11 protein-coding genes, 1 pseudogene and 1 riboswitch are annotated in these 15,311 nt (G+C 70.9%); of the genes and pseudogenes, 7 read left to right on the top strand and 5 right to left on the bottom strand.

The features are described from left to right. A pseudogene (locus E1181_RS14185) lies at positions 1-132 on the top strand (IS481 family transposase); the annotation flags it as partial. Here E1181_RS14185 and E1181_RS14190 read toward each other — a convergent pair. Both E1181_RS14190 and E1181_RS14195 read right to left on the bottom strand, forming a co-directional pair. Continuing rightward, on the bottom strand, positions 129-326 hold the full coding sequence (locus E1181_RS14190) for a hypothetical protein (RefSeq protein WP_132674889.1): 198 nt from the start codon (positions 324-326) through the stop codon (positions 129-131). The pseudogene E1181_RS14185 and the gene E1181_RS14190 sit on opposite strands and share 4 nt — an antisense overlap. Positions 327-565: 239 nt before the next feature. Continuing rightward, the gene (locus E1181_RS14195; RefSeq protein WP_132674891.1) at positions 566-1,306 is read right to left on the bottom strand and encodes a hypothetical protein; all 741 of its coding nucleotides are present in this window, start codon (positions 1,304-1,306) and stop codon (positions 566-568) included. A 172-nt stretch (positions 1,307-1,478) separates the two neighbouring features. On the opposite strand from E1181_RS14195, the gene E1181_RS14200 reads away from it, so the two are divergent. The 4 genes from E1181_RS14200 to E1181_RS14215 all read left to right on the top strand — a co-directional run bounded on the left by E1181_RS14200 (position 1,479) and on the right by E1181_RS14215 (position 3,958). Continuing rightward, a complete protein-coding gene (locus E1181_RS14200) occupies positions 1,479-1,709 on the top strand; it encodes a biotin/lipoyl-containing protein (RefSeq protein ID WP_132674893.1) in 231 nt (76 codons plus the stop codon). A gap of 42 nt (positions 1,710-1,751) precedes the next feature. Further along, a riboswitch (TPP riboswitch) is annotated at positions 1,752-1,844 on the top strand. Further along, positions 1,832-2,629 (top strand): bifunctional hydroxymethylpyrimidine kinase/phosphomethylpyrimidine kinase, encoded by a 798-nt coding sequence (thiD, locus tag E1181_RS14205; protein ID WP_132674895.1) that lies wholly within the window; start codon positions 1,832-1,834, stop codon positions 2,627-2,629. It overlaps the preceding riboswitch by 13 nt. Before the next feature lie 125 nt (positions 2,630-2,754). Continuing rightward, a complete protein-coding gene (gene tenA, locus E1181_RS14210; protein WP_132674897.1) occupies positions 2,755-3,465 on the top strand; it encodes a thiaminase II in 711 nt (236 codons plus the stop codon). A 253-nt stretch (positions 3,466-3,718) separates the two neighbouring features. Beyond that, a complete protein-coding gene (locus E1181_RS14215; RefSeq protein WP_132674899.1) occupies positions 3,719-3,958 on the top strand; it encodes a hypothetical protein in 240 nt (79 codons plus the stop codon). Here E1181_RS14215 and E1181_RS14220 read toward each other — a convergent pair. From E1181_RS14220 to E1181_RS14230, 3 genes are all read right to left on the bottom strand, one after another. Next, positions 3,949-5,067 carry a polysaccharide pyruvyl transferase family protein gene (locus E1181_RS14220; RefSeq protein WP_132674901.1) on the bottom strand — a complete coding sequence of 373 codons (1,119 nt, stop codon included), beginning with the start codon at positions 5,065-5,067 and terminating at the stop codon, positions 3,949-3,951. The two genes, E1181_RS14215 and E1181_RS14220, sit on opposite strands and share 10 nt — an antisense overlap. A gap of 100 nt (positions 5,068-5,167) precedes the next feature. Continuing rightward, complete coding sequence (locus E1181_RS14225; RefSeq protein ID WP_132674903.1) at positions 5,168-5,557, bottom strand: hypothetical protein; 390 nt, start codon at positions 5,555-5,557, stop codon at positions 5,168-5,170. Positions 5,558-5,571: 14 nt separating this feature from the next. Beyond that, positions 5,572-6,510, bottom strand: a complete 939-nt coding sequence (locus E1181_RS14230; RefSeq protein WP_132674905.1) for a hypothetical protein — start codon at positions 6,508-6,510, stop codon at positions 5,572-5,574. Between the two features lie 295 nt (positions 6,511-6,805). Between E1181_RS14230 and E1181_RS14235 the strand changes: the two genes are divergently transcribed. Further along, complete coding sequence (locus E1181_RS14235) at positions 6,806-8,158, top strand: GNAT family N-acetyltransferase (RefSeq protein ID WP_235876763.1); 1,353 nt, start codon at positions 6,806-6,808, stop codon at positions 8,156-8,158. Between the two features lie 91 nt (positions 8,159-8,249). Beyond that, the gene (locus E1181_RS14240; protein WP_132674907.1) at positions 8,250-15,290 is read left to right on the top strand and encodes an amino acid adenylation domain-containing protein; all 7,041 of its coding nucleotides are present in this window, start codon (positions 8,250-8,252) and stop codon (positions 15,288-15,290) included. Positions 15,291-15,311 lie beyond the last annotated feature (21 nt).

Consider the following 15,311-nt stretch of genomic DNA (forward strand, 5'->3'; position numbering starts at 1 on the left):
TACAGCACCGAGACCCAACGGCGCGCCGCCTTGCCCGGCTGGCTACACGGCTACAACCATCACCGCCACCACACCAGCATCGGCGGCCCACCCGCCAGCCGCGTAACCAACCTCTCAGGTCAGTACACCTAGTCGACGCCCGCGGCGGTGACCACCGCGTCGCGCAGGGCCGCGCGCAGGCGGCCGACCTCCAGCGGTGAGAGCACCGCGGTCTCCCCGGGCGGCGCGACGATGACGACCCGGCCGTGGTTGACGAACACCGACATGTCTCGTCGCCGTCCGGCGACGTCGCGGCAACTGACGTGCCACTCCTGGTTGGGCCCCACAGTCCCAGCCTCCCTGTGCCGATCCGCTTGGTGCGGTGGAGCCGCGCAGCGCGCGCTCCTGGTGGAGGGACGCACCGATCCGAGGGGCGTGACGGCACTTCGCCGAAACAACGGGGAAAGTGCGCGCGGTCACGGCCGGGTTCGCGGGCCCGAACGCAACTCGGGGCGACCCCCACAACCGGGAATCGCCCCTGAGCGAACGCTGTTAGCCGACGACACTCGTCCGGGCCAAGGAACCGTCAGACCGGACGCACCTTCAGCCCTGCGGGCTCGGCGGAGAGCACGACCGCGCCCTCGAAGTCGGCGATCGGGAGCTCGTCGCGCACCAGGCGGTGCGGCGCGTCGGACGCCTCGATGCGGATCTTGCCGGTGTTGATCGACCGCTCGTCCAGCCCCTGGCCGCCGAACTGCACGCTGAGCTGGTCGCCGGTCACGGTGGCGGTCAACCAGCCGCCGTCGATGACCTGCTCGGTGCCGTCGAAGGAGACGGTCAGCCGGCCGTCGGTGGGCTTGTCGCCGCGCACCGCGACGTGCGAGATCGCGACGTCGCGCTTGCCGGATTCCTCGCCGGCCAGGGCGATGACATCGCGGGTGACCTCGTCACCCGGCTCGGTGCCGGGCTTGGGGGTCAGCACCGGGGCGCGCAGCTGCGCGGCGAGCCGGTAGGGCTGCCACGAACCGGCGCCGATCAGGTTGACCACGGCGCTGACCGCCACGTCGGCCAGCAACCGGTCGCTGCCCGGGGCGGGCGTGACCTCGATCGCGGGCACGTCGCGCCGGGCCAGCAGATCGCGCAGTGCCTTGGCGCGCTGACGGCTGTTGCGGTCAAAACCGCGGGTGATCGCCACCGTCCCCGATCCGGCGGCCGCGACGGCGGCCTCGGTCAGGTCCGCTAGCGGCGCCCAGATCTGCGCGGGGTCCTGTTCAGGACGCTGCCGGCGCGAGCGGGCGAAGCCTGGGGCATCGGTCGTGGTTTCCATCGCCCTCCACTTTAGTCCGCGGCGAAGGATGACCTTGCCTTCCGGTGGGGGCTTTCACGGTGTGAAATCGATCGCGGTCGCACTGCTCCATCGGGGTGGCTTTTCCCCCCGGAGGGCTCATCCGCTGCGGCATTCGTCGCATTCTCGCAGGTCTTGGGAGCCGGGGGGCGGCATGACCGATCTTCACCTGCCGGGCGCGGGCCCGGCCTGCTGGCTGCTGGTGCGCTGGCTGGCCTCCGACGGGAGCCGGGTGCGGGCGGGCCAGCCGCTGGCCGAGCTGCGTCCCGCCGAGGCCGACGGCGCCGCGATCCGGGTGTCGGCGCTGGCCACGGGGACCCTGTGGCACCAGGTGCGGCCTGGCGAAGCGCTCCACGTCGGCCAGGTGATCGGGTTGATCGAGTGAACCCGCGCGCCCCGGGGGCTTGCCCTCGGTTGTTAGGTTGGTGCCAGTGACGCGGGGTGCCCTGCCAGGGCTGAGAACAGACCCGTTGAACCTGACCTAGCTCGTACTAGCGGAGGGACGTCATGGCTCCCAATGTGCTGACCATCGCCGGGACCGACCCCAGCGGCGGCGCCGGAATCCAAGCTGATCTCAAGGCGTTCTCGGCCAACGGCGCCTACGGCATGTCGGTGATCACCGCGCTGGTCGCGCAGACCACCACCGGGGTGAGCCGGGTGCAGGAGGTCCCGCCGGACTTCATCACCGACCAGCTGGTGACGCTGCTCGACGACGTCCGGGTGGACGCGGTCAAGATCGGCATGCTCGCCAACGCCGAGGTCATCCGCGCGGTCACGGCCGTGCTGGAGCGCTACTCGCCCCCGTTCGTGGTGCTCGACCCGGTCATGGTCGCCAAGAGCGGTGACCGGCTGCTCGCGCCCGAGGCCGTCGGCGCGCTGCGCGACGAGCTGCTGCCGAGGGTGGACCTGATCACGCCGAACCTGCCGGAGGCGGCCGACCTGCTCGGCGAAGCCGAGATCGGCGGCCCCGACGAGATGCCCGCGCAGGCCGAGCGGCTGGCCGCGCTGGGCGCCAAGCAGGTGCTGCTCAAGGGCGGGCACCTCAGCGGCGAGTCGAGCGTCGACCTGCTCTACGGCGACGGCCTGGCGGAGTTCCTCAGCAGCGAGCGGGTGGCCACCACCAACGACCACGGCACCGGGTGCACGCTCTCGGCGGCGATCGCGGCGCTGCGCCCGCAGCGCGCGGACTGGCTGGAGGCCGTCCGCGAGGCCAAGCGGTACCTCACCGAGGCCCTGCGCGCCTCGGAACGCCTCGACGTCGGCCACGGCCACGGCCCGGTGCACCACTTCCACCAGTGGTGGTGAGCGGCTGAGGGCGGTCTCGGTCCGAACCGCCCGTGGTCGAAGTCCGCTTCGCCCGGACGGTTCGGACGACAACGCCCGCAGCTGCGCCACCGCACCCGAGATTCCGAATTCTGTGAGGGGTTCTCATGAGCACGTTGCCCGCTCCGCCCGCCGGAGGGTTCTGCGCCCAGGCCTGGGAGCGCACCGCCGGATTGCAGCAGGCGATCGTGGACCACCCGTTCAACAAGGCGCTGGCCGACGGCAGCCTTCAGCGGGACGTCTTCGTGTTCTACATCGTGCAGGACGCGCGCTACCTGGTCGGCTTCGCGCAGGCGCTGTCGGCAGCTGCGACCAGGGCCGATGACGCGGCCGACGCGGCGTTCCTCGCCGGGGCCGCGCAGGGCGCGCTGGTGGAGGAGCGGCGGCTGCACGCCGGTTACGTCGCCGAGTTCGGCCTGACCGACGAGGAGATCTCCGGTGTGGACACCTCGCCGTCGTGCCTGGCCTACACGTCCTACCTGCGCGCCTGCGCGCTGACCGAGTCGTACCCGGTGCTGCTGGCCGCGATCCTGCCGTGCTTCTGGGTGTACCAGTACGTCGGCAGCAAGATCCTCGACGCCACCGGCGACATCGAGGGCCACCCCTACAAGGCGTGGATCACCACCTACGCCGACGACGAGTTCGCCGAAGCCGTGCTGGCCGCCCGGGAGCTCGTCGACAGGGTCGCGGCGCGCTCGGACGACGCGACGCGCGAGCAGATGTTCGCCGCGTTCACCCGGGCGACGGAGTACGAGTGGGTGTTCTGGAACGGCGCGTGGGTCAAGGAAACCTGGCCCACTGCGAAATTCCTTGCGTGACAAGGGTTTCGCGTCTCGGAAACATCGATGACGGCTCGCCGGGAACGGCGGGCCGTCATTCGTTTCGCACCACACCACCGCGTGATTCATTCTGTGATGCGCGACACAATCTTGGGGTGTTAACGAAGTGGCTCGCACAGCGACATGCTGGGCGAGCCCCCTGTCCTAGCAGGGCGTTGTGAGTGGCGGAATCTTCCGCAGGCGTGGATGGAGTTCTGGGGCAATGTCTTCACTTCTGATCGTTTTTCTCGGCATGTCGGTTCCGATCCTGGCCGCCGCGCCGTTCTACATCGCCGACCGCCGCAAGGACGTTCGCGAGACCCCCGAGTCCGCGCAGCTGCTCCCCGGCATCGAGGCGCCCCAGATCTGGCCGCAGTCCGCTGTCGAGCCCGAGGCCCCGGAGTGCGAGATCCCCGAGTCGCGCACCCCGGAGGAGACCAACGCGCTCGCCGAGACCGTGCGCATCGAGCAGGACCGGGTCGCTCAGCCGTAGATCGCCTTCGCCAGCGCCGCCTTGCGCTGCTGCAACTCGCGCAGCGCGGCGGAGCTGAAGCCGCCGGCGCTCGGGCTCGGCGGGATCCGCAGGCCCTCGCTCAGCTCCCAGCCGGAACCGCGGTCGATCAACGACCGGTGCTTGTTGGTGTAGTAACCGGAGTTGATCGACACCGCGACCCCGCTCGCGCCCGCGGCGGCTGCCATCAGGTGCAGGTGGAACCGCGTCGACAGCCACCGCTGCCCGGGCTTGGCGGGCAGGCCGTCGCGCATGATCTCGTCGAACGCGTGGAAGCGGGCACCCGGCAGGTCGTGCTCGACCAGCGAGAACACCTCCCGGTCGGCGCGCGGGATGCCCTCCACGAAGGCGACCTGCTCGGGCTTGACCCGCCACTCGCGCAGGGTGTCCAGCAGGAATCCGGCCAGCGCGGGCACCGACTCGTCGAGCAGGTCCGACTGCATGCACACCACGACGTCGCGGATGTCGTCGTCATCGGTGCGGAAGAGCCCGGGTTCGACGCCGAAGAACATGTCGTCACCGGTGACCGACGGTTCGATCAGCAGCGATGCCGACGCCTCGTCGCGAACGTCGACGACCTCGAACTGCTCGGCGAGGCTGCGCAGCAGCGGCTCGGCGCCCTCGGCGATCGGCGACAGGCCCTGCCCGGTCATCACCGCCCGGCCGCCGGAGCGGTGCGCTGCGGCGGCGGTGGCCGCGAGCAGGCCGATGTGCCGCGGCCAGATGCCGTTGATGAAGCCGCCGCCGATCACGTGGAACAGGTCCATCTGCGAGGCGAGCTCGATGCCGGCGACCCAGCGCGGCGCCAGGCCGGGGTTGTGGATCGCGTGCTGCACGAAGGCCGCCACCGACCACGGCTCGTCGCCGGGCGCCTCCCAGCACAACCGCCAGAAGGTGTCGGTGAACTTGACGTTCGGGTGCAGGTGGGACAGCCCCACGGAGCTGGGCCCGGGGTTGGGGGAGTCCAGCCAGACCTCGCTGTGGGGAGCCACCTTCGCCAGGTGCTTGAGCCAGGCCGCGGCGATGAGCTCGTCGCCGTAGTTGGGGTGGCCCGTCGTGGCGACGAGGTAGATCCTGGGCGGGTTCTTCACCTGGGAGACTCCAGCCGTAGGTTGCTAGGTTCGCCGTCGAACCTAGCAACCGGCAAAATGCCCGTACCAATATCGCACCGCACGGGCGGGACGGCCGGGGTCAGCCGGCGTTGCTGATCTCCGCGCGGATGCGCTCCAGGCGTCGCTGGGAGCGGTTGAACCGGGCCCGGTAGCGGGCGTCGAAGATGTCGGTCGGCAGCTCCGGCATCTCCATCGGTTCCGGTTCGCGGGGCTTCGGTGCGGTCGCCTCGATCTTCACCGGCTGCGTGGCCTCGCCGTCACCCTCGCGGTCGGTCTTCTCGTCCGAGCCGTTCGCCTCCGGGGTGGTGGCGGAGTCCTTCGGCGCCGAGGTCGCCCTCAGCGCGTGCTTGCCGTGCGGAGCGGTCTGCTGCGATTCGGTCGTCTTGCGGTGTGCGCGGTGGAGCAGCGGCCAGAACACCAGCGTGGCCACCGCGACACCGCACACGAACATCAGCACGAGCATTTCCACCAGCGCCTCCCTGATCAGTTCTGCCGCGCACTGGGAGCCTTCGACGCTCCGTTGGTGGTGTGCTGCGGCTCGATGGGGATCGTGTAGGTCTGCACGTCGTCGCGCTGCTCGGGCAGCGTGACCTGCTGCAACTGGTGCTCGTCCGGCTCGACCGGGCCGGAGGGCTCCGGCGTCGCGGCGGTGTCGGTCTTGGCGCGCACGGTAGCGGCCGATTCTTCGAGCACCTGCTTTGCGTTGTCCATCGCCGCGAGCACCGAGGTCCGGAGCTCTTCCAGCCGCAGCCGCTCGACGCGGATCTCCTCCAGCGCCTCCAGCCGCATCTGCTCGGACTCGGCGTCCCACTGGCCGCACTGCCTGCGGGTCTCGGCGATCAGCGCGTCGGATTCCTCCTGCGCGTTGGCGATGACCCGCTTGTACTCGTTGCGGATCTCCTGGCGCAGCCGGTACTCGCGGCTGCGCTGCTCGCTGATCTTCTGCTCGTGCTCGCGCTGCAGCTTCGCGCGCCGGGACTCGACGTCGTTGACGAGTTCGGTGCACTCCTCGCGGAGTTCGTCGGCGGCGCGCTCGGCTTCGCTGATCAGGGCTCGGGCCTCGGTCTCCGCGGTGCCGCGGATGATCTCGGCCTGTCGCTTGGACTGATCGCGCAGGGTCTGCACCTCGTCCTCGGCGATCGCGAGCATGTTCTGCACGCGCTGGGAGGCGGCGGGCAGGCCCGTGTCGGAGGACTCGATGCTCTTGAGTCGTTGTTCGGCTCGGTCCAGGCTCCTGCGGGTGTCGTCGCAGAGCGTGCGCAGGTCGTTGTTCAGCTTGACCGCTTCGTTGCGGTCGATGGTGACCATGCGCAGCTGATCTTCCAGGAGCTCGATGTGCTCGACGACCTGGTTGCGGCTGAAACCGCGGACCTGGATGTCGAAACCCGGCCGGAGCGGCACGACTGCGTCGGCGTCATCCATGGGTGATCTCCTCTCCGGACGGTAGGCCCATTCGATGAATCGGAGAGTAGGGCGGATGTTCAGGCAACGCCCAGCGAGACACAACGACCGTCACCGGATCAGGTGTTGATCAATCGTGTGGTCTTGCTGCCACGTCCGAGGATGCTGACACGCATCTGTCCACTGTGCACGTTGTGGGAGGACGCCGATTCGTCCGGTCGGCCCGATCAGTCCCGATCTCCGGGTGATGGCCTGTCTCCCGGCGGAGTGATTAGGTTAGGCTCCGCTTACAAATTGTCTTGGGAGGGAGCGCGGCGTGTCTCACGGAGCCGACCTGGTCGGGCGACAGCACCAACGGGCCTCGGTGCTGTTGCGGCGTTGGCTGGCCGAGACCCACACGCCGGTCGCCGAAGGTCCGCTCCGGCTGACCATCGCATCCTTGCCGCTGCACGTCGACGTCGTCTACGACTCGCCGACCGGTGCGCACGGGTTCGGCTCGATCGGCGTGCTGGACAAGTCCGGTCGGACGCTGGTCTCGGCGGACCCGGCGCTGCTGGCCGCCGCCTGCTCGGCCGACGCGCGGGCGCGCTCGCGGGCGGACGCGCCGATCAACGCGCCGGAGTCGGGAACGCTGGTCGACTGGCTGCTGGACGCCCTGCCGCGTCGCGAGGTCGATCCGCTGCCGCTGCCCGACGACCTGGTGACCGTCGGTCGCTCGCTGTCCAACGCCGCCGAGGCGCAGCGCTGGCTGACCGGGCACATCGAGGAGCGGCTGCTGCCGGGGGTCCTCGCGTCCGACGGCGCGGACCGCGCGGAGTTGACCGCGCGCCTGCTCAGCCGGGGTGTGCTGGTGGTCGTCGGCCTGCTGGGCCGCCGCGGTGTGGTGCACGAGGAGTACATGCTCGCCGAGCTGGTCAAGCGGCTCGGCGCGATCGCCGAGCAGCACCCGCAGAGCGCTGACCTGATCGACCACTGGCTGACCAGCCCGACCCTGACCGATCTCGCCGCGCTCAACGGTTCGCAGCTGCGCTACCGGGATGAAACCGGTGCCGTGCGGGTCCGTCCGGTCGCCTTCGAGGTCCGCAACCCGCTGCGCCTGGAGCCGCCGGCGGCGGTGCCCGGGGTGCCGCTGCCGGAGCTCGGCGACGGCTGGAGCCTGCGGCCGGTGGCGATTACCGGCGACGACGGCGGCCCGGACGTCGAGCTGGTGCACCGCTGGATGAACCGCGAGCACGTCGCGGTCAACTGGAACCAGGACTGGTCGCTCAAGCGGTGGCGCGACGAGCTCGCGACGCAGCTGGCGGGGGAGCACTCGGTGCCGTGCATCGTCTCGCGCGACGGCCGCGACATCGGTTACCTGGAGCTCTACCGCGTGCAGCGGGACAAGCTGGCCCGCTGCTACTCGCACGCGCCCCACGACCTGGGCGCGCACATCGCCATCGGCGAGCCGGACGCGATCGGCAAGGGCGTGGGTTCCGCGCTGCTGGAGGCCGTCGCGCGGGGGTTGCTGGCGGCGGACCCGGCGTGCCGCAGCGTCGTCGCCGAGCCGAACGTCCACAATGGAGCTTCGGTGGGCGCCTTCGGCAAGGCGGGGTTCGCCCGGGCGGCCGAGGTCGGTTTGCCGAACAAGAACTCCGCCTTGATGGTGTTCCCACGTCCAGGTGAGTAGTCCCACGTCAGGCGGTCTGGCGTGCGGTTGTGCTCCCGATCGAACCTGAACTAAGGTTAGCCTTACTTTTGTGTTGATCGTGGGGAGAGCAATGCCGTCGCGAGCTGACCAGCTGCCGTTGTCCGCGGCGCAGGCCGGAATCTGGTTCGCCCAGCAACTCGACCAGGCCAAACCGATCTTCAACACCGCTGAGCGCGTGGAGATCGCGGCCGAGGTCGACCCGGAACTGTTCGCCGAGGCGCTGCGCGCCGTGGTCGCCGAAGCCGAGACGCTGCGGATGCGGGTCGTCGACGACGGAGACGGCCCGCACCAGGTCATCGACGCGCTCGACGCCGTCGAGCTGCCGGTGCTGGACTTCTCCGACGAGGAGTACCCGGACGCCCGCGCGCAGGAGTGGATCCAGGCCGACCTGAACGCACCGGTCGACCTGACCCGCTCGCAGGGCGACGGCGGCAGGCTCTGGACCGCCGCGCTGTGCAAGCTCGGGGAGCGGCGCTGGTGGTGGTACCAGCGCATTCACCACGTGGCCATCGACGGCTACGGCTTCTCGATCATCATCCGCCGGGTCGCTGAGCTCTACAGCGCGCTGGCGGCGGGCGAAGATCCCGGCGAGTCGCCGTTCGCCGGGTTGGACGCGCTGATCGACGACGAGCGCGCGTACCTGGAATCGGCGAAGGCCGAGCGCGACGCCGCCTACTGGCGCGAGCGCTTCGCCGACGAGCCGGACGTGGTCACCCTGACCGAGCGCTCGCGGCCGACCGCGCACACCTTCCACCGGCAGCTCGCCGCCACCTCCTCGCTGGAGGGGCTCGGCGCGGCCGCCGAAGCGGCGCGCACCATCTGGCCGGACGCGCTCATCGCCGCCTTCGGCGCCTACCTGCACCGGATGACCGGGGCCAACGACGTCGTGCTGGGCCTGCCGGTGATGGGCCGGATGGGTTCGGTCGCGCTGCGGGTGCCGGGCATGGTCGTCAACGTGCTGCCGCTGCGGCTGCGCGTCGAGCCGGGCACCACCCGCGACGAGCTGATCGCGCAGGTCGCCAAGGGTGTGCGGGACCTGCGCAAGCACCAGCGCTACCGCAGCGAGCAGCTGCGTCGCGACCTGATGCTGCTGGGCTCGGACCGGGCGCTGTTCGGGCCGATGCTCAACATCAAGTCCTTCGACTACGACCTGGACTTCGCCGGTGCGCCGGGCCAGGTGCACAACATCGCCGCCGGACCCGTCGAAGACCTCAGCGTGCTGGTCCACACCGAGGGCGACGAGCTGCGCTTCGAGTTCGACGCCAACCCCGACCGCTACACCCCGGAGGAGCTGACCGGGCACCGCGAGCGGTTCCTGCGTTTCCTGGACTCCTTCGCAGGCGCCGACGCCGACTTCCCGGTCGGGCGGATCGATCTGCTCACGCCGGCCGAGCGCACCCGCGTCCTCGACGAGTGGAACGCGCCGGTGCCCGGCTTCGCCGAGGCCGAGCCCGCGACCCTGCCCCAGCTGTTCGAGGAGCAGGCGCAGCGCACGCCGGCCTCGGTGGCGGTGACCTTCGAGGACGAGTCGCTGACCTACTCCGAGCTGGACGCGCGCGCCAACCAGCTCGCGCACCACCTCATCGACCACGGCGTGGGCCCCGAGCAGCTGGTGGCGCTGGCGCTGCCGCGCTCCACCGAGCTCGTCGTGTCGCTGCTGGCGGTGCTCAAGGCGGGAGCTGCCTACCTGCCGCTGGACCCCGGACATCCGGCCGAGCGCGTCGCCCACATCGTCGGCGACGCGCAGCCGACCATGCTCATCAGCGACCGCGAGCACGCCGACCGGCTGCCCGAGGGCATCACGCGGGTGCTGCTGGACGAGGACAAGGCGATCGCCGAGATCGTCCGGCACTCCCAGCGCAACCCCAAGCCAGGTGAGCGCGGGCCGCTGACCAGCGAGCACGCCGCCTACGTCATCTACACCTCGGGTTCGACCGGAGTGCCCAAGGGCGTGTCGATCCCGCACCAGAACGTGGTGCGGCTGTTCTCGGCCACCGACCCGTGGTTTGGCTTCACCGGCGAGGACGTGTGGACGCTGTTCCACAGCTACGCCTTCGACTTCTCGGTGTGGGAGCTGTGGGGCGCGCTGCTGCACGGCGGCAGGCTCGTCGTGGTGCCGCACGAGGTGAGCCGCTCGCCGAAGGAGTTCCTGGACCTGCTCGAACGCGAGCAGGTCACCGTGCTCAACCAGACGCCCTCGGCGTTCTACCAGCTCAGCCAGGCCGACCGGGAGAACCCGGGCGCGCGGCTGGCGCTGCGCTACGTCGTGTTCGGCGGCGAAGCGCTGGAACTGTCCAGGTTGGACGACTGGTACCGGCGGCGCCCCGAGTCGCCGAAGCTGATCAACATGTACGGGATCACCGAGACCACCGTGCACGTCTCCTACGTCGAGCTCGACGCCGACCTGGTCGCCCGCCGCGACGGCAGCGTCATCGGTAGGGGAATCCCGGATCTGCGCGTGTACCTGCTGGATTCGCTGCTCCAGCCCGTTCCGCCCGGCGTGACCGGTGAGATGTACGTGGCCGGTGAGGGTTTGGCGCGCGGGTACCTCGGGCGGCGCGGGCTGACCGCGCAGCGGTTCGTCGCCGATCCCTTCGGCGAACCCGGTTCCCGGATGTACCGCTCCGGTGACCTCGGTCGCTGGCGGGACGACGGGTTTATCGAGTTCATGGGCCGGGCCGACCAGCAGGTCAAGGTGCGCGGATTCCGCATCGAGCTCGGCGAGATCGAGGCGAACCTGGCCGTGCACCCGCAGGTCAAGCAGGCCGCGGTCGTGGTGCGCGAGGACGTCCCGGGTGACGAGCGGCTGGTCGGCTACACCGTCGGCGACGCCGACCCGGCTCAGCTGCGCGCCCACCTGGCCGACCGGCTGCCCTCCTACATGGTCCCGGCCGCGTTCGTCGCGGTCGACGAGATCCCGTTGACCGCCAACGGGAAGCTCGACACCAAGGCGTTGCCCGCGCCCGAGGTCGCCGGTGGCGGTCGGCAGCCGCGCAACGACGCCGAGCGGGCGCTGTGCCGGTTGTTCGGGGAGGTGCTCGGCGCCGAGCAGGTCGGCATCGACGACGGCTTCTTCGAGCTCGGCGGGCACTCGCTGCTCGCGACCCGGCTGCTGGCGCGGGTGCGCACCGAACTCGGCGCCGAACTGGGCATCCGGACCCTCTTCGACCACCCGACCGTCGCGGAAATGGCCGAGCGGCTGGAGGTTTCGGGCGGTGGCAGGCACGAGCTGCGTCCCGCGCGCCGTCCCGAGGAAGTCCCGTTGTCGTTCGCGCAGCAGCGGCTGTGGTTCCTCAACCGGCTCGAAGGCCCCAGCGCCACCTACAACATGCCGCTGGTGCTGCGGATGACCGGCGAGCCCGACGTGACCGCGCTGCGCGCGGCGATCGGCGACGTCGTCACCCGGCACGAGAGCCTGCGCACCACGTTCCCCGACACGCTCGGCGAACCGCGTCAGCTGGTCGGCAAGCAGGTGCCGGAACTCCCCGTCACCGAAGTATCCGATGTGGACTCCGCGCTGGCGGGTGCGGCACGCCGGGGCTTCGACCTGGCGCAGGAACCGCCGATCCGCACCGAGCTGTTCCGCGACGGCGAGCGCACCGCGCTGCTGGTGCTGCTGCACCACGTCGCGGGCGACGAGTGGTCGGTGCGGCCGCTGGTGCGCGACCTGTCGGACGCCTACGCCGCCCGGCTCGACGGCCGCGCGCCGGAGTGGGAGCCCCTGCCGGTGCAGTACGTGGACTACGCGCTGTGGCAACGAGAACTGCTCGGCGACGAGGACGATCCGAACGGCCTGGCGGCCCAGCAGCTCGACTTCTGGAAGCAGGAGCTCGCAGGCCTGCCCGACCAGCTGGAACTGCCCACGGACTACCCGCGCCCGGCGGTGTCGAGCCACCGCGGCGAGACCGTGCGCTTCGGCCTCGACGCCGAGCTGCACCGGCGCATCCGCGAGCTGGCGGCCGAGCACCAGGCCAGCGCGTTCATGGTGCTGCAGACCGCGCTCGCCGCTCTGCTGACCAGGATGGGCGCGGGCACCGACATCCCGATCGGTTCGCCGGTCGCCGGACGCGGTGACGACCGGCTCGACGACCTCGTCGGGTTCTTCGTCAACAGCCTGGTGCTGCGCACCGACACCTCCGGCGAGCCGACGTTCGCCGAACTGCTCGACCGGGTCCGCGACACCGACCTGGCGGCGTTCGGCAACGCCGAGCTGCCGTTCGAGCGGCTCGCCGAACTGCTCAACCCGGCCCGCTCGCTGGCCCGGCATCCGCTGTTCCAGGTCATGCTGGCCTACTGGGGCGCCGCCGAGTCGGTGCGCGCCGACCTGCCCGGCGTCGAGACCGCTGTGGACACCATCCCGGCCGGGGCGGCGAAGTTCGACCTGGCCTTCAGCCTCAGCGAGAGCGCCGACGGCGACGTGCGCGGGCTGGTGCAGTACAGCACCGACCTGTTCGGCGAGCGCACCGTGGAATCCCTCGTCGAGCGGTTCGTGATGCTGCTCGAATCCGCCGCGTCCGCACCGGAAACGCCGATCGGACGGCTGGACATCCTCGGCGACCAGGCGCGCGAGCAGGTCCTGGCGTGGGGTGACGCGACCGGAGACGTCGGCCCGGCGGGGACCTTCCCGCAGGTCCTCGCCGAACGCGCCGACGCCACCCCGGACAAGCCCGCGCTCGTCTTCACCGACACCGAGCTCACCTACCGGCAGCTGCGCGAGCGGGTCACCGAGCAGGCGAAACTGCTGGTGGAACGCGGTGCCGGGCCGGGCGACATCGTCGGCGTGATGCTGCCGCGCTCGGCCGAGCTGATCATCGGCCTGCTCGCGGCGATGCACGCCGGTGCCGCCTACCTCGCGCTCGACCCGGAGTACCCGCCGGAACGCCTGCGGCACATGGTCGACGACGCCCGGCCGCGCCTGGTGCTCACCGACGACCTCGACGCCGACCTGCCGACGACGCTGGTGCACCACGCCGATCGTCCCGAGGGCGATCCGCGCCTGCCGGAGCCGGAGCTCGACGACGCCGCCTACGTCATCTACACCTCCGGTTCCACCGGCACGCCCAAGGGCGTCGTCGTCGCGCACCGGGGCATCGGCAAGCTGCTGGCCACCCAGAGCCGCCGCGTCGGCATCACCCCGGAAAGCCGGGTGCTGCAGTTCGCCTCGCCGAGCTTCGACGTGGCGTTCTGGGAGCTCTGCATGGGTCTGCTCGGCGGCGGAACGCTCGTCGTCGTGCCCTCCGACCTGCGGGTTCCCGGCGAAGCGCTGGCCGAGTACGTGCGGCGGCACGAGGTGACGCACCTGGCGATCGGGCCGTCGATGATGGGCATGTTCCCCGCGGACGTGCGGCTGCCGGAGAACGCGACGCTGCTGTGCGGCGCCGAGAAGGTGCCCTCCGACCTGGTGCAGCGCTGGGGACGGGACCGGCCGATGCTCAACTGCTACGGACCCACCGAAGCGACCGTGAACACCACGCTGTGGGACTGCGACCCCGACGCGGTGTCGAGCTCGGTGCCGATCGGCGTGCCCGACCCGGGCGCCCGCGTGTACGTGCTCGACGAGCGGCTGCAGCCGTGCCCGCCCGGCGTCGTCGGCGAGCTCTACGTCTCCGGGCTCGGGCTCGCCCGCGGCTACCTCAACCGGCCCGGGCTCACCGCGGAGCGGTTCGTGGCGGACCCGTTCGGCGAGCGCGGCGCGCGCATGTACCGCACCGGTGATCTGGTGCGCTGGCGCGCGGACGGCACGCTGGACTTCGCCGGCCGCGCCGACGACCAGGTCAAGATCCGCGGTTTCCGCATCGAGCTCGGCGAGGTCGAAGCCGTGCTGGCCAGGCACGACGACGTCGCGCAGGTCGCCGCCGTGGTCCGCGAGGACACCCCGGGCGACAAGCGCCTCGTCGCCTACGTCGTCGGTGACCCCGACGCCGAGTCCGATGCCGCGGCACTGCGTCGTCATGTTGGCGAGGAGCTGCCCGACTACATGGTCCCGGCCGCGGTGGTGTTCGTCGACGCGCTGCCGCTGCTGCCCAACGGCAAGCTCGACCGGCGCGCGCTGCCCGCGCCCGACCTCGCCGAGGTCGTCGGCAACGACATGCCGCGCAACCCCACCGAGGAGATCCTCTGCGGGCTGTTCGCCGAGGTCCTGGGCCTGCCCCGGATCGGCGTGCACGACGGGTTCTTCGACCTGGGCGGGCATTCGCTGCTCGCGGCCAAGCTGATCGGCCGGATCCGCGACGCGCTGGGCATCAAGGTCAACGTCGGCAGCCTGTTCGCCGCGCCCAGCGTCGCCGGGCTCGCCGAGCGCATCCGCACCGGAGGCGGCCGGGACGCGCTGGAGATCCTGCTGCCGCTGCGCACCAGCGGCAGCAAGCAGCCGCTGTTCTGCGTGCACCCGGCGGCCGGTCTGGCGTGGCCGTTCTCGGGCCTGCTCAAGCTCATCGACGACGAGCGGCCGATCTACGGCATCCAGACCCGGGGCCTGGCCGAACCGGCACCGGTCGCGGGCAGCCTCGCCGAGATGGCCGCCGAGTACCTGGAGCACATCCGGACGGTGCAGCCGCACGGGCCGTACCACTTCCTCGGCTGGTCCTTCGGCGGCGTGGTCGCCCACGAGATGGCGACCCACCTGCAAGCCGAGGGGGAGGAGGTGCGCTTCCTGAGCATGCTCGACTCCTACCCCAAGGACGTCTGGGACACCCTGCCCACCGAGGAGGAGGCTCTGCTGGCCCTGCTCTACATGGCCGGCCACGACCTCTCCGAGCTCGGCGAAGGGCCGCTGAGGCGGTCCGACGTGCTGGAGATCCTCTCCGCCGAGGGCAGCGCCCTGGCGAACCTGGAGGAGCACAGCGTCACCGCCATCATCGACAACTTCGCCAACTGCGCGGTCCTGGAGAACTCCGCCGACCACGACAAGTTCCGGGGTGACGTGCTGTTCTTCAACGCCACCGTCAACCCGGCGAAGGAGTCGCTGACCAGCGCGATGTGGCAGCCGTACGTGGACGGCGACGTGATCAACCACGACATCGCCTGCGAGCACAAGGACATGACCCAGCCGGAGCCGCTGGCCGAGATCGCAGCAGTCGTGCAGCGAGCACTCACCGAGACCGAAGGCTGATCCGGCGTTCCGCCCGGCGGG

The organism is Saccharopolyspora terrae (assembly GCF_004348435.1).
GTDB classification, from domain to species: Bacteria; Actinomycetota; Actinomycetes; order Mycobacteriales; family Pseudonocardiaceae; genus Saccharopolyspora; species Saccharopolyspora endophytica.